General features: G+C 72.8%; 3 protein-coding genes. All 3 read left to right on the top strand.

Annotated features, from left to right (window positions below):
- Positions 1 to 25 precede the first annotated feature (25 nt).
- The 3 genes from ACYQ2W_RS05330 to ACYQ2W_RS05320 are packed head-to-tail and all read left to right on the top strand — an operon-like array spanning position 26 to position 14,564.
- A complete protein-coding gene (locus ACYQ2W_RS05330; protein ID WP_459863972.1) occupies positions 26 to 778 on the top strand; it encodes a thioesterase II family protein in 753 nt (250 codons plus the stop codon).
- 6 nt (positions 779 to 784) lie between these two features.
- The gene (locus ACYQ2W_RS05325; protein WP_459863970.1) at positions 785 to 5,323 is read left to right on the top strand and encodes a type I polyketide synthase; all 4,539 of its coding nucleotides are present in this window, start codon (positions 785 to 787) and stop codon (positions 5,321 to 5,323) included.
- Positions 5,324 to 5,333: 10 nt separating this feature from the next.
- Positions 5,334 to 14,564, top strand: a complete 9,231-nt coding sequence (locus tag ACYQ2W_RS05320) for a MupA/Atu3671 family FMN-dependent luciferase-like monooxygenase (protein ID WP_459863968.1) — start codon at positions 5,334 to 5,336, stop codon at positions 14,562 to 14,564.
- Positions 14,565 to 14,656: the final 92 nt, after the last annotated feature.

Raw genomic sequence — 14,656 nt, 5'->3', positions numbered from 1 at the left:
CACTAGGTTACGCGGTCCGCTCATCATGAAGTTCAACGCCTGGGTCACCTGCCCATCCCCCAAGCCCGATGCGCGACTGCGCATGTTCTGTCTGCCCTTCGCCGGTGGCGGCGCCTCGGTCTACCAGCCGTGGGGCAAACGCTTCGGCCCCGACATCGAGGTCTGCTCCATCCAGTTGCCGGGCCGGGAGAACCGCGCCTCCGAACCGGCGTTCCGCGACATCCAGGCGCTCGCCGGGCTGCTCGCCAACCAGTTGGCGCTCTACCTCGACAAGCCCTACCTGATCTACGGCCACAGCATGGGGGGGCTGCTCACCTTCGAGGTGCTGCGCCAGCTCCAGGACGGCGGCTACCCGCTGCCGCAGGTCGCCTTCATCGCCGCCCACCGCGCGGCCCACCTGCCGCCCCGGCGGCGGCCGCTGTTCGGACTCGACGACCGTCAGTTCATCCAGAAGGTGAGCGATTTCGGCGGTTTCCAGCAGGAGATCCTGGTCAACGAGGAGCTGCTCAACTTCGTCCTGCCCACCCTGCGCGCCGACTTCGAGGCGTGCGACGGCTACCGGTACGAGCCCGGCGCCCCCGTCGACTGCCCGCTGGTGGCGATCTCCGGCGCCCACGACCTGGAGGTCCCCCCCGAGGACATGGACCCCTGGCAGGAGCACACCCTGCACCCGCTCCACCACGTCACCCTGGATGCGGGTCACTTCTTCCTCAAAACCCACGCCGACGCGCTGATCGACCAGCTCCAACGCTACGCGTCGCAACAACTCCCCGAGTAATGCCCCGTGAACCATCCGGAAGATCCCAGCATCGACAAGTATCGGGCGACCCTGCAGAAGGCCCGTGACACCATCGCGGCGCTGATCGAGGAGAACGCGGCGCTCAAAAAGCGCGAGCCGATCGCCATCACCGGCCTCGCCTGCCGCTTTCCCGGCGGCGCCAACGACCCGGAGGCCTATTGGCAGCTGCTCGAGCGCGGCGCGGACGGCGTCTCGGAGATCGGCGAGGAGCGCTGGCCGGTGGAGCGCTACCTGAGCGCGGACAAGGATGCGCCGGGCAAGATGTACACCGGTCGCGCCGGGCTGATCACCCAGCCGGTGGCCGACTTCGACGCCAACTTCTTCGGCATCTCGGCGAAGGAGGCGCGCTCCCTCGACCCCAAGCAGCGCCTGCTGATGGAGCTGAGCTGGGAGGCGTTCGAGGACGCCGGTCTGGTCCCGTCGACCCTCGACGGCAGCCGCACCGGGGTGTTTCTCGGTCTCTCCGGGGACGACTACACGCGCTTCCACATCCACAGCGGCGACGCCTCGCTGGTCGACGCCTACAGCCTCACCGGCGCCACCATGAGCACCGCCGCCGGCCGGCTGGCCTACTACTACGGGCTGCGTGGCCCCTGCTTCGCGCTGGACACCGCCTGCTCCTCCTCGCTGGTGGCGCTGCACCTGGCCGCCCGCAGCCTGCGCGACGGCGAGTGCGACCTCGCGCTGGTCGGCGCCGGCCACCTGATCCTGGTGCCGGAGATCCATGTCGCCTTCTGCAAGATGGGGGCGCTCTCCCCCGACGGCCGCTGCCGCAGCTTCGACGCCGGGGCCAACGGCTATATCCGCAGCGAGGGCGGCGCGCTGGTGGTGCTCGAACGGCTGTCGGACGCCCGCGCGAAGGGGCGCCGCATCCACGGCCTGATCTCCGGCTCGGCAATCAACCAGGACGGCCGCACCTCGGGCCTCACCGCCCCCAACGCCGTCGCCCAGCGCGAGGTGATCACCTCCGCCCTGGGCAACGCCGGGCTGGCCGCCGGCGACATCGACTACGTCGAGGCCCACGGCACCGGCACGCTGATCGGCGACCCGATCGAGATGGAGGCGTTGATCGCGGTGCATGGCAAGCGCCAGGACAAGCGCCTGCTGCTCGGCAGCGTCAAGTCCAACATCGGCCACATGGAGCCGGTGGCGGCGATGGGCGGACTGGTCAAGATCCTGCTGGCGCTGAAGCACCAGCGCATCCCGGCGAACCTCAACTTCTCCACGCCGAACCCCAACATCGACTGGCCGCACATCCCGATCGACGTGGTCGACCAGCCCGCCCCGTGGGCCCACGACCCCGCCCGGCCGCGGCGGGCGGGGTTGAGCTCGTTCGGCTTCAGCGGCACCAACGCCCACGCCATCTTCACCGAGCCGCCGCAGAGCGTCCCCGCGACGAGCGACGGCGAGGGCCGCCAGGCGGAGCCGCTGCACCTGCTGCTGCTGTCGGCGCGGACCACCGCCAGCCTGAAGCGGCTGGCGCAGCGCTACGCGGAGCGGCTCGAACGCGATCCCGAAGAGGTCGCCGACATCTGCGCCACCGCGCTGCACCACCGCACGCGCTTCAACACCCGGGTCGCCGCCGCCGGCAGCGACGCGGCGCAGCTGGCCGCCCGGCTGCGCGGCTTCGTCGCCGGCAGCGCGGACGCCCCGCGCGACTACACCTTCACCGGCGGCGGCGTCACCGGCGGCGGGGCGGAGGTGGCGTGGCTGTTCACCGGCCAGGGGGCGCAGTACCTCGGCATGGGGCGCGAGCTCTACTTCGCCGACCCGCTGTTCCGTTCGGCCATCGACGCCTGCGCGGAGGTCATCGACCCGCGGCGCGAGGTCCCGCTGAAGGCGCTGATCTGCGGCGAGGCCCCCGACGTCATCCAGCGCACCGAGTACACCCAGCCGGCGCTCTTCGCCCTGGAGTACGCGCTGGCCCAGCGCTGGCTCGCCTGGGGCTTCCAGCCGGCGGCGGTCGCCGGCCACAGCATCGGCGAGTACGTCGCGGCCTGTCTCGCCGGGGTCTTCGAACTGGGCGACGCCCTGCGCTTGGTCGAGTGCCGCGGGCGGCTGATGGGCGAACTGCCGGCGGGCGGCGCGATGAGCGCCGTCGCCACCGACGAGGCCGGGGTGCAGCGCCTGCTCGCCGGCTCCGGCCACGCCGAGGGGATCGACATCGCGGCGCTCAACTCGCCGACCCAGACGGTCATCTCCGGGCCCGAGTCGGCGGTGGCGGGCTTCGCCGGCGAGCTGGAGGCCGCCGGCATCCGGGTGACCCCGCTGAAGGTCTCCCACGCCTTCCACAGCGCGCTGATGGAGCCGATGCTCGCCGAGTTCGGGCGGCTCCTCGACGGGGTCACGCTCAACCCGCCGCGCATCCCGCTGATCGCCAACCTGAGCGGCGAAGTGGCCGGCGCGGAGATCGCCACCCGGGCGTACTGGATCGACCAGATCCGCTCGGCGGTGCGCTTCCAGCCGTCGCTGCAGACCCTGGCCGCGCGCGGCATCACCACCTTCCTCGAGATCGGCCCCCAGCCGACCCTGTCGGGCCTGCTCGCCGCGACCCTCCCCGAGGCGCGTAGCGTCGCCAGCCTGAAGCACGCGCAGGACGCCCGCGCGGCGCTCGGCCTCGCCCACGAGGCGCTGCTGCAAGCGGGCGCGGAGCCGGACTGGTCGCGGCGCTACCCCGCCTATCGCTTCGTCGACGTCCCGCTCTACGCCTTCGACCGTCAACGCTACTGGCAGGACGAAGGCTTCGCCAAGGCCTTCGACACCACCGCGCCGACCGCGCAGGTGACGGCCGAACCGCTGTTCGCCATCGATTGGCGCGAGGTGGTGCCGGCCGCGCCGGGCGGGCCGGCGGGCCGTTGGCTGCTCACCGGGGACGCGCCCGCCGCCCTTGCGGAGAGCCTGCAGCGCGCCGGTGCCGAGGTCCACAGCGCGCCGGGGTGGTCGGAACTCGATGCGGCAACCCTGGCGGAGCCGGCGCTCGACGGCGTCGTCGTCGGGATCGACCACGTCCTGGCCGCCGACGTCGACCTGGCCGCCCGCCTGCAGTGGGTGGCGGGGATCGCCGCCCGGCTGGCGCAGCGCGGCGGCGGCGCCCGGCTGTGGCTCGTCGGCCCGCTCCACCACGCCGCGGGCCCGAGCGCGCTGGACCTCTATCGCGGCGCCATGCACAGCCTGTGGCTCGAATTCCCGGGTCTCCCGGGTGGGGTGATCGAGCTGGCCGACGAAGCGGGTGAAGTCGACCCGTCGGTGCTGCAACACCCGGCCGACAGCGGCTGGCTGCGGCTCGCCGGCGGACGCCTCTTCGCGCCGCGGCTGGTGGCCCGCCCGCCCGTCGCCGGGACGCGACGCCGGGCGGATACCGCGGTGATCAGCGGCGGCCTCGGCGGCATCGGGCTGGCGCTGGCGGACGAGCTCACCCGCCGCGGCGTCCAGTCGCTGCTGCTGCTCGGACGGCGCCCGCCCAACGAGCGCGCGGCGGCCCGGATCGAGGCGCTGCGCGCCGGCGGGGCCGCGGTGGAGAGCCTGAGTTGCGATCTCGCCTCACCCGACAGCGTCGACACCCTGCGCGGGATCTTCCGCCAACACCCCGAGTGCACGGTCTACCACGCCGCGGGCGTGATGCCCGCCGACCCCAACGCCGACTATCAGCCGGCCCTGGCCGGCAAGAGCCTCGGCGCGCTCCACCTGGCCGAGGCCGCGGCGGAGTTCGGCGGCGTCGAGCTGGTGCTGATGGGCTCGGTCTCCGCGCTGACCGGCACGCCGGGGGTCGCCGCCTACGGCGCCGCCAACGCGGCCCTGGCGGCGGTCGCCCGCTGGCGGCGGGCACACGGCGGCCGGGCGAGCTGCATCCACTGGGGGCCGTGGTCCGACGGCGACATGATGGGCGAGACCGAGCGGGAGCGGAGCGAGCGCAACGGCTTCGCGATGCTCTCCGCCGCCGCCGCCCTCGACGCCCTCGAACGGATCGGCGAGGAGGAGGAGTTTCCCTGCGTCGCACTGGCCGACTGGCCACGGGTCGCCGCGGGCTTCGCCCTGCGCCGCCGCTTCGCGCTGCTCGACGAGCTGGCGCCGCCGGCCGCCGCCGGCACCGCGCCGCGCCCGCGCAGCGAGCTGGTCGAACGGCTGCTGCGCCTGCCGGCGGCCGAGCGCGAGGCCGAGCTGGTCCGCCAGCTGCAGCAGCGGCTGTCGATCGTCCTCGGCCTGCCAGAGTCCGAGCAGGCCGCGATCGACCAGGGCTTCTTCGACCAGGGCATGGACTCGCTCAAGGCGCTGGAGTTCCGCGAGGCGATCGAGACCTTCAGCGGCGTCCAGCTGGAGGCCTCGGACGTCTTCGACTACCCCACGGTGCGCGTGTTGAGCCGCTACGTGCTCGAACAGCTGGCACCGGCCGAGGCCGCGCCCGACGCCGCGGAGAGCGGCACCGCTGCCGGGTCGTCCGACGACGCGCTGCCGGACCTCGCCGGCATGAGCGAAGAGGAGATTGCCCGGCGGATCGAGGAGGAGTATCAGTCGCTCGTCGATTGAAGGTTCAAGGATGAATAGCAACAACCCACCAGGAGATCAGCTCAGCCCGCTGCAGAAGGCGTTCGCCACCATCTCCAAGCTGAACGCGCGGCTCAAGGGCCTGGAGCAGTCGGCGGGGCAACCCATCGCGGTGGTCGGGCTGGCCTGCCGGGCACCCGGCGCCGACAACGCCGAGGCGCTGTGGCGGCTGCTCGTCGAGGGGCGCTCGGCGATGCGCGAGGTGCCCGCCGAGCGCTGGGACGTGAACCGCTACTTCGACCCGAAGCCGGGGGTCGCCGGCCGCTCCTGCACCCGCCTCGGCGGCTTCGTCGACGAGGTCGAGCGCTTCGACGCCGGCTTCTTCGGCATCTCCCGGCGCGAGGCCGAGGGGATGGACCCGCAGCAGCGGCTGCTGCTGGAGTGCGCCTGGCACTGCTTCGAGGACGCCGGCATCCGGCCGTCGGGGCTCCGCGGCGAGGAGTGCGGCGTCTTCATCGGCGTCACCGGCACCGACTACGGCATGCTGCAGGCCGACCCCGACCGCGCGCAGGAGGTCAATCCCTACTTCAACACCGGCACGCCACAGAACGTCTGCGCCGGCCGCATCTCCTACCTCTTCGGCCTGCAGGGACCGAGCATGGCGGTGGACACCGCCTGCTCCTCCTCGCTCACCGCGATCCACCTCGCCTGCCAGAGCCTGCGCAGCGGGGAGAGCCGCCTGGCCATCGCCGGGGGCGTCAACCTCACCCTCACCCCGCTGCTCTACACCACCCTGTCGGCCGCCGGCATGCTCTCGGTGGACGGCCACTGCAAGACCTTCGACCGCTCCGCCAACGGCTATGCCCGCGGCGAGGGGTGCGGCCTGCTGGCGCTGAAGCGGCTGGCCGACGCGCAGCGCGACGGCGACCACGTCGTCGGCGTGATCCTCGGCTCGACGCTCAACCAGGACGGCGCCAGCAGCGGTCTCACCGTGCCCAACGGCATCGCCCAGCAGCGGCTGCTGGAGGAGACCCTGCGCCGCTGCCGGGTCGCCCCCGCCGAGATCGACTACGTGGAGGCGCACGGCACCGGAACGCCGCTCGGCGACCCGATCGAGGTGCGCGCCCTCGGCCGCGTGCTGGGCCAGGCGGCGGGCCGGGAGGAACCGCTGCAGGTCGGCTCGATCAAGTCCAACATCGGCCACCTCGAATCCGCCTCCGGGGTGATGAGCGTGATCAAGGTGCTGATGTCCCTCGAACGGCAGCAGCTGCCGGCGACCCTGCACGTCGACCACCCCAGCAGCGAGATCGACTGGGAGAGGCTCAACGTGCGGCCGTTGACCGAGTCCCGCCCGTGGCCCCGCCGCGCCGAGCGCCCGCGCCGCGCCGGCGTCAGCAGCTTCGGCGCCAGCGGCAGCAACGCGCACCTGATCCTGGAGGAGGCGCCGCCCCATGAGGCGGAGGCCGGCGCCGCCCCGGAGCTGCCGATCCTGCCGCTGTCGGCGAAGAGCGAGGCGTCGCTGCGCGCCCTGGCGCGGGCCTATGCACAGACCCTGGCGCAGGCCGCGGACGACGAGATGGCCACCATCGCCGTCGCCGCCGCCTGCCGGCGGGACGCGCTGCCGCTGCGCGCGGCGGTCGTCGCCGACAGCCGGGAGCAGACGCTGGCGGCCCTCGGCGCCCTCGCCGGCGACGGCGCCGACCTCGCGCTGTACGGCCCGCGCCGGGCCACCGACGGAGGACCGGTCGCCTTCGTCTTCAGCGGCCAGGGGGATGTCTTCCCGGGCATGGGCATGGCGCTCTACCACCGCTTCGCGGTGTTCCGGGAGGCGCTGGAGGAGTGTGCCGCGCTGCTCGGCGACCGCGTCGGCGCGCCACTGCTCGAACTGTTGCAGCCGGACAACGACGCCATGCCGCACCGCGCCGCCTGGGCCCAGCCGGCGCTGTTCGCGTTGCAGTACGCGCAGGTCCGGCTGTGGGAGTCGGTCGGCATCCGGCCGTCGGCGGTCCTCGGCCACAGCATCGGCGAGTTCGCCGCCGCCGTCGCCGCCGGGGGGCTGAGCCTGGCGGACGCCATGGAGGCGGTGGTTTCCCGGGCCACCCTGATGGAAAAACTCGACCGGCCCGGCGGCATGCTGGCGGTACTGGCCGCACGCGAGGCGGTCGATCAAGTGCTGCGCGACCACCCAGCGGCGTCGGTCTCGGTGGCGGTGGAGAACACGCCGGGCAACTGCGTCCTCGCCGGGCTGCCCGACGAGCTCGAGACCCTGCGCGCCGCCTTCGCCGCGGCCGACGTCCGCACGGTGCCGCTGGCGGTGACCCACGCCTTCCACTCGACGCTGATGGAGCCGATGCTGGAGCCGTTCGCGGCGAGCCTCGCCGCGCTCCCGGCGACGGCCGCCGACCTCCCCTACTTCTCGGCGCTGGAGGGGCGTCGCCTCGCCGGCGACGAGACCCTGGACGCCCGCTACTGGGGCCGCCACTGCCGGGAGGGCGTGGCCTTCGCCGCGGCCGCCCGCGCGATGCTCGACGCCGGCTACCGCCAGGTCATCGAGATCGGACCGGGCAACACCCTGGCCGGCCTGATCCGGCAGATCGACGCGGCGGCGACCACCGTCGCCACCCTGGCGGGCGACGGCGACCAGGCGTTCGAACGCGCCGCCGCCCACGCCTGGACCCTCGGCCTCCCCGTGGAGTGGCGAGGGCTGCCAGGCTACCGCGCCGCCCGCCGCCACCCGCTCCCCCTCTACCCGTTCGACCGCGCGCGCTACTGGATCGACTCCTCGACCGAGCGCAATCAATCACCAGCCAATGCGAACAACCCAATGACCGCCAATGAACCCGTGCGTCCCGACCGTGCCACCCTCATGCCGAAGCTGCTCGAGCTCTTCTCGGGGCTGCTGCGCCTGCCCGCCGCATCGATCGACACCCAGGCGCAGCTCATCGAGCTGGGCGCCGACTCGTTGGTCCTCGTCTCGGGCGTCAACGCGATCGAAAACGAATTTGGCGTCAAGGTCGAGATTCGCCAGCTGTTCGAGGAGATCACCACCCTGGAGGCGATCGCCGACCACCTCGCGCTGCACAGCCGGCCGGTGGCGGTAGCGGCGCCCGTAGCAACCCCGGTAGCGACCCCGGCGCCAACCCCGGCGCCAACGCCCGCACCGGTGGTGGCGCCACCCGCGCCGCCCGGCCGGGAGCCGGCCCCAGCGCCGAGCGCCGAGGTGGCGCTCCCCGGCGCCGTCGTCCAGGCGGGACCGACGGCGCCGCTGAACCTCGGCGCGGGCGATCTGGCGCAACTGATCGCCGCCCAGACCCAGCTGATGGCGCGTCATCTCGAACTGCTCAACGGTTCGGCCGCCGCCGCGCCCTCCACCATCGCCGCGCCCGCCGCCGCGCCCGCCGCGGTAGCCGCCCCCGCCCCCGCCCCGGCACCCGCCGCCGCGGCGCAGCCGGCCCGGCCGGCCGCGGCGAACAGCAAAGCGGAGGACCGCTCGTCGCCGCTGCGTGCCCTCAACCAGCCGCTCAACACCGCCTCCAGCAACAACCCACGCCAGCAGGCGCACCTGGAGGCGCTGATCGAGCGCTACCAGCGCAAGACCCCCGAATCCAAGCGGCTCGCCCAGGCCGCCCGCCCCTATCTCGCCGACAGCCGTGCCAGCGTCGGCTTCCGTTTCTCCACCAAGGAGATCCTCTACCCGATCACCGGCGTCGAATCGACCGGCTCGCACATTCGCGACGTCGACGGCAACGACTACGTCGACCTCACCATGGGCTTCGGCGTGCTGCTCTTCGGCAGCAAGCCGCCGCACCTGGAGGGGGTGCTCGAGGCCGAGCTGCAACACGGCTTCCAGCTGGGGCCGCGCAGTGAGCGCATGCTGGAGATCTCCCAGCTGTTCACCGAGCTGACCGGCCACCAACGGGTGGTCTTCACCAACTCCGGCACCGAGGCGGTGATGACCGCGCTGCGCCTCGCGCGGGCGGCCATGGGACGTGACAAGATCGTCATCTTCGAGGGCGCCTACAACGGCCACTCCGACGGCACGCTGGCCAAGCGGGTGCGCCACCCCGACGGCGAGTGGCACTCCGAGCCGGTGGGCCCCGGCATCCCGGCCAACGTCGCCCGCGACTGCATCGTCCTCGAGTACGACAACCCGGAGAGCCTGGAGACCATCCGGCGCCACGCCCACGAGATCGCCGCGGTGCTGGTGGAGCCGGTGCAGAGCCGCAGCCTCGACGTGCAGCCGGTCGAGTTCCTGCGCCAGTTGCGCGCGCTGACCCGCGAACTCGACGTGGCGCTGATCTTCGACGAGATGATCACCGGCTTCCGCGTCCACCCCGCCGGCGTCCAGGGGCTGTGGGGGATCCAGGCGGATCTGGCGACCTACGGCAAGATCGTCGGCGGCGGCATGGCGATCGGCGCGGTGGCCGGCGATCCGCGCTTCCTCGACGGCATCGACGGTGGCATGTGGCAGTACGGCGACAACTCCTACCCGGCCGCCCAGCGCACCTACTTCGGCGGCACCTTCTGCCAACACCCGGTGGCCATGGCCGGCTGCCTGGCGACGCTGCGCGAGCTCAAGCGGCAGGGGCCGGAGCTCCAGCAGAACCTCAACGCGCGCATGGCGCGCTTCGCCGACACCCTCAACCGCTGGTTCGAGTCCGAGGATCTGGAACTGCGCGTGGTCCACTTCGGCACCGTGTTCACCTTCCGCTTCCCCGGCAACATGGAGGTCTTCTACTACCACCTGCTGGAGAAGGGGGTGTACATCTGGGAGTGGCGCGCCTGCTTCCTGTCGACCGCCCACACCGACGAGGACCTCGAGCTGGTCTTCGCCAAGATCAGGGAGACGGTGGCGGAGATGCGCGAGGGCGGCTTCCTGCCGCCCAGGCCGACGGCGGCGCTGGCCAGCGGCGGGACCACCGCGCCGGCCATCGGCCGGCCGCGGGCGGGCGGCAAGGCGCGGGACCGTGCCGCCTTCAGCCTCTACTTCTTCGGCATCTACGACGCCGACTACTCGAAGAACAAGTACGACCTGCTGATGAACGCCTGCCGCTACGGGGACACCCACGGCTACGCGTCGGTGTGGCTCCCCGAGCGCCACTTCAACGCCTTCGGCGGCTTCTCCCCCAACCCCTCGGTGCTCGCCGCCGCACTGGCCCGCGAGACCACCAACATCGCGCTGCGCGCCGGCAGCGTGGTGCTCCCGCTGCACCACCCGCTACGGGTGGCGGAGGAGTGGGCGCTGGTCGACAACCTCTCCGACGGCCGCGTCGGCCTCGGCGTCGCCGCCGGCTGGCACCCCAACGACTTCGCGCTGGCGCCGCAGAACTTCGAGCACAACCGCGAGATCACCTTTCAGCACATCGACACCATGCGCCGGCTGTGGGCGGGCGACACCGTCGCCTTCGAGGGCGGCAACGGCAAGTCGGTGGAGCTGGCGATCTTCCCCCAGCCGAAACAGGCGAGCATCCCCTGCTGGCTGACGGTGGTGGCCAATCCGGACACCTATCGCAAGGCGGGCGAACTGGGCCTCGGCGTGCTCACCAACCTGCTCGGCCAGTCCCTCGACGAGCTGGACGCCAACCTGGAGATCTACCGCGAGAGCTGGCTCGCCCACGGCCACGACCCCGAGGGGATGAGCATCGTGGTCCTCCTCCACACCTACCTGGAGGAGGACGCGGCGGCGGCGGTGGAGGAGGCGCGGGCGCCCATGAGCCACTACCTGTCGTCGAGCATGTCGCTGTTCCAGAAGATGTCGGACGTGCTGCCCGAGCACCTGCGCCACGCCGACAAGGCGAGCGAGGCGGACAAGGCCTACGTCATCGGCAAGGCCTACGAACGCTATTCGCGCGAGCGCGCGCTGATCGGCTCCCCGGAGAGCTGCGCGCCGATGGTCCGGCGCCTGCTCGACATGGGGGTGACCGAGATCGCCTGCTTCCTCGACTTCGGGGTGGCGGCCGACAAGGTGATGGCGGGGCTGCCGCTGATCGACGCCCTGCGCGCGCGGGTCGCCCCCGCCCCCAACGCCGCCAGCATCGACGGCGAGGCGGAGCCGACCTTTCCGGTCTCCGCGGCGCAGCGCCAGCTGTGGCTGCTCTCGCGCCTCGACCGCGGCGGCAACGCCGCCTACAACGACCCCGCGGTGATCGAGTGGCGCGGCCCGCTCGACGGCGACGCGCTGAGCCGCGCCTGCGACCAGCTGGTGCAGCGCCACGAGAGCCTGCGCACGACCTTCTCCGACGACGGCCGGCGGCTGCGCATCCACCCGCGGGCGCTCGCCTCGCTGGAGCGGATCGACCTGAGCGGCGAGGACTCGCCCGAGGAGGCCGCCCGCGAGTGGCTGCGCGGCGCCGTGGCCACCCCCGCCGACTTCTCCGCCGGCCCGCTGTTCAGGCCGGTGCTGTTGACGCTGGAGGCCGGGCGCTCGCTGGTGGCGCTGCTCTCCCACCACATCGTCACCGACGGCCCCGCCATGGGGATCCTCTTCCGCGAGATGGGCGCGCTCTACGAGGCGGCGCTCGCCGGCCGGGAGGCCGCCGGCCTGCCCGAGCCGCTGCAGTTCCGCGACTACGTCGCCTGGCAGGACGCCCAGCGCGGCGAGCGCGCGATGGTCGGGCACGCGGCCTACTGGCGGCAGGCGCTCACCCCCCTCCCCCCGCCCCTCGAGCTGCCGTGCGACTTCCCACGCCCGGAGGTGCGCACCTGGAGCGGCGAGCGGCTCCGCCTCGAGGTGCCGCCGACGCTGATCCGTCAGCTCGAGGAGACCGCCAAGGGCGCCGGCTGCACCCACTACATGGTGCTGCACGCCGCCTTCAGCGCCCTGCTCCACCGCTGGAGCGGCTGCGCCGATCTGGTGGTCGGCGCCGCCTCGTCGGGGCGCAACGAGCTGGGCAACCGGTCGATGGTGGGCTATGGCGTCCACCTGCTGCCGGTGCGCAGCCGGGTCGCCCCCGGCACCCGCATCGACGCCCATCTGGAGAACACCCGGCAGGCCCTGCTCGACGCCTACCAGCACCAGAGCTACCCCTTCGCCTGGCTGTTCGACGACCTCGAGATCCCGCGCGACGCGGCGAAGCCGCCCCTGGTCAACGCCATCTTCAACTACGAGCGCCTGACCGACGCGCACCGCCCCACCGCCGGCGAGGTCCACCCCTGGCTGCCGCCGATCACCCACGCGCGGGTCGACCTGACCTTCACCGTGAACCACATCGGCGAGACCATGGAGCTGGTGGCGGACTACAACACTGACCTGTTCGCCGCGGCGAGCATCGAGCGGCTGCTGCGCAGCTTCGCCGCCAGCCTGGGCTGGTTCCGCGACGCCCGGGAGCAACCCCTCGAACGGCTGCCGCTGCTCAGCGAGGCCGACTTCACCGAGGTGGTCGTCGACTGGAACGACAGCGAGGCGGCGCCCGACTACACGCCGATCCATCGCCACTTCGAGCGCTGGGCCGCCGCGACCCCGGACGCCCCGGCGGTGCGCAACCTGCGGCAGCCCGAGGCCGACCTCAGCTACGCCACCCTCAACCGCCGCGCCAACCGCCTGGCCCGCCACCTCCGCTCGCTGGGGGCCGGCCCGGCGAAGCGCACGGCGATCTGTCTCGAGGACTCCCCCGACCTGCTGGTCGCCATGCTCGCCTGCCTCAAGGCGGGCAGCGCCTATCTCCCGCTGGACCCCGCCTACCCGCCCGCGCGCCTCGACTACCTGTGCCGGGACGCGGCGATCGACGTGGTGCTCAGCCATGCGCCGCTGTGCGCGCGGCTCCAGCTCGCCGCCACCCACCTCTGCCGACTCGACGAGATGGAGCTGGACAGCGGGGCCGGCGAGGAGAACCTGCCGGAGACCCCGCTCCCCGGCCAGTGCGCCTACGTCATCTACACCTCGGGCTCCACCGGCAACCCGAAGGGGGTCGAGGTGACCCACCAGGGGCTCGCCAACTACGTCGGCTGGGCGGCGCAGACCTACGCCGCCGACTTCGGCGACGGCGCGCCGATCCTCTGCTCCACCGGCTTCGACGCCGCGGTCACCAGCCTCTACGCGCCGCTGGTGGCCGGCGGCGCCACGGTGTTGATCCCCGCGGACGTGGACCTGCAGGTGCTGGAGCGCCTCGCCGCCAGCACCGAGCAGTACAGCTTCCTCAAGATCACTCCCGCCCACCTCGAGGCGCTCAACCGCTTCCGCGCGGCGCAGGAGAAGCCCAACCCCGCCCTGGCGAAGTTCCTGGTGCTGGGCGGCGAGGCGCTGCCGGCGGACTACCTGGAGCCGTGGTTCGATGCCACCAGGGCGGTCGGCGTCAACGAGTACGGGCCGACCGAGACCGTGGTCGGCTGCTGCGTCTTCGCCACCGACGAGCCGGGCGAGGGCGACGTGCCGATCGGCCGGCCGATCCGCGGCACCCAGCTGTTCGTCCTCGACGAGTGGTTGAACCCGGTCCTCCCCGGCATGCCCGGCGAGCTCTACATCGGCGGCGTCGGCGTGGCCCAGGGCTATCTCGGCAGACCCGCGACCACCGCCGGGGCGTTCGTGCCCAACCCCTTCGGCGCCGCCTTCGGGCAGCCCGGCAGCCGGCTCTACCGCAGCGGCGACCGGGTCCGCGCCCGCCCCGACGGCAACCTCGAGTTCCTCGGGCGGGTCGACGCCCAGCTCAAGGTCCACGGCTTCCGGGTCGAGCCGGGGGAGATCGAGTCGACGATCCTCGACCACCCGGCGGTCGCACAGGTCGCCGTGGTCAAGCGCGAGAGCGGCACGGAGCAGGACGCGCTGGTCGCCTTCGTGACCGCCACGGGGGCGGGCGAGGCGGTCGACGAGGCGACGCTGAAGGGCTGGCTGAAGGAGCGCCTGCCGCCCTACATGGTGCCGGCGCGGGTCGTCGGCGTGGAGCAGTTGCCGCTGACCACCCACGGCAAGATCGATCGCGACGAACTCGCCGTCCGCGAGATCGGCGCCTCGGCGCCGGAGCGGGCCGGCGACAATCCGGTTCCCGCCACGGAGCTCGAGCGCCGCATCGCCGAGGTCTGGTCGTCGGTGCTGGCGCGCGACGACTTCGGCACCCGGGACAACTTCTTCGATCTCGGCGGCACCTCCCTGGGCATCCTCGAAGTCCACACCCGCCTGGCCCCGCTGCTGCCCGCGGGCTGCGAGGTCATCGAACTGTTCCGCCACCCCACGATCGCCGATCTGGCGCGCTTCGCCGCGGGCGAGCGGAAGGCGAAGAGCGGCCGCGCCCAGGCGACCCACAGCCGCGCCCAGCGCCAGTTGGCGGCGCGCCGCCGACGCGCGCTCTGAGGGGCGCGGACCCATCGAGTTGTCCGCGCGCAACGGCTCACTCCATCACAGAGACTCAACCGCAGATTGACGCAGATTTCCGCAGATTGGGC

The organism is Endothiovibrio diazotrophicus (genome assembly GCF_054657215.1).
The sequence above is the reverse complement of the archived record's forward strand: the minus strand, read 5'-3'. Positions and strand labels throughout refer to the sequence as shown.